Genomic DNA, 1,816 nt, shown 5'->3' on the forward strand with positions numbered 1-1,816 from the left:
TTACCTAGTCTCGCACGCGCAGCGCGCGACGCAGACCGACCGCCACGGTGGTGAACAGCAGGGCCACCACGACAGGCGCCCGGTAGCGTGCCGGTTGGGGGGATCGCGACCCAGGAGGCGGCATGACCGGTGAGCTCGCGTACGCCAGTGGACCATCCGACACTCCGTTGCTGGCCGACACCATCGGGCAGAACCTCGCCCGCACCGCCGGCCATTTTCCCGATCGCGAGGCCCTGGTCGACGTGCCCAGCGGGCGCCGGTGGAGCTACCGCGAGCTGACCGCCGACGTCGACGAGCTGGCGCGGGCGTTGCTCGCGCTCGGTGTCCAGAAGGGCGACCGCGTCGGGATCTGGGCGCCCAACCGGCCCGAGTGGGTGCTGGTCCAGTACGCGACGGCGGCCGTCGGGGCCATCATGGTCAACATCAATCCGGCGTACCGGCGGCACGAGGTCGGGTTCGTGCTGCGCCAGTCGGGGATCTCCGTGCTGGTGTCCGCGCTCGCGCACAAGGGCAGCGACTACCGCGAGATGGTCGAGTCCGTGGCCGGCGAGTGCCCCGCGCTGCGTACCGTCGCGTATCTCGACGACCCGAGCTGGACCGCGCTCGTGGCGCGGGCCGCCGGCGCGACCGCGGCCGACCTCGCGGCCCGCGCCGCGACGTTGACCAGCGACGACCCGATCAACATCCAGTACACGTCCGGCACGACCGGGTTCCCCAAGGGCGCGACGCTCTCGCACCACAACATCCTCAACAACGGCTTCTTCGTCGGCGAGCTGTGCGGCTACACGGAGCAGGACCGGATCTGCATCCCGGTGCCGTTCTACCACTGCTTCGGCATGGTGATGGGCAACCTCGCGGCGACCTCGCACGGCGCGTGCATGGTCATCCCGGCGCCGTCGTTCGAGCCCGCGGCGACGCTCGCGGCCGTCGCCGGCGAGCGGTGCACGTCCCTCTACGGCGTGCCGACCATGTTCATCGCGGAGCTGGACCTGCCGGACTTCGCGGACCACGACCTGAGCAGCCTGCGTACGGGCATCATGGCCGGCTCGCCGTGCCCGGTCGAGGTGATGAAGAAGGTCGTCGACCGGATGCACATGTCGGAGGTGTCGATCTGCTACGGCATGACGGAGACCTCGCCCGTGTCGACGCAGACCCGGGTCGACGACGACCTCGACCGGCGCACCGGCACGGTCGGCCGGGTGCTGCCGTTCGTCGAGGTCAAGATCGTGGACCCGGCGACCGGCGTGACCCTGCGCCGCGGCGAGCCGGGGGAGCTGTGCACGCGGGGCTACTCCGTGATGCTGGGCTACTGGGACGAGCCGGAGAAGACCGCGGAGGTGCTCGACGCGGCGCGCTGGATGCACACCGGCGACCTGGCGACGATGCGGGCCGACGGCTACGTCAACATCGTCGGCCGGATCAAGGACCTGATCATCCGTGGCGGCGAGAACGTCTACCCGCGGGAGATCGAGGAGTTCCTGTACCGGCACCCGAAGATCTCGGACGTGCAGGTGATCGGCGTGCCGGACGAGAAGTACGGCGAGGAGATCATGGCCTGCGTGATCGTGCGGGACGCCGGTGATCCCGTGACGCTCGACGAGGTGCGCGCGTTCTGCCAGGGGCAGCTCGCCCATTACAAGATCCCGCGGTACGTGCGGGTGGTCGAGTCGTTCCCGATGACGGTCAGCGGCAAGGTGCGCAAGGTCGAGATGCGCGAGTGGGGCTGGGTGTCGAGAGCTTCGGCGAGCGGAAGTGGATCAGGGTGCTCGTCGGCAACGAGTGACGCAGATCACAGGGCTCAGGTTGAGCGGAATAG

General features: G+C 69.5%; 1 protein-coding gene. It reads left to right on the top strand.

Annotation, left to right across the window (positions count from 1 at the left end):
* Window positions 1–122 precede the first annotated feature (122 nt).
* On the top strand, window positions 123–1,816 hold a 1,694-nt coding region (locus tag AB0H87_RS41500; protein WP_360159275.1), incomplete at its 3' end, for an AMP-binding protein.

Source organism: Asanoa sp. NPDC050611 (assembly GCF_040654855.1).
Taxonomy (GTDB): domain Bacteria; phylum Actinomycetota; class Actinomycetes; order Mycobacteriales; family Micromonosporaceae; genus Asanoa.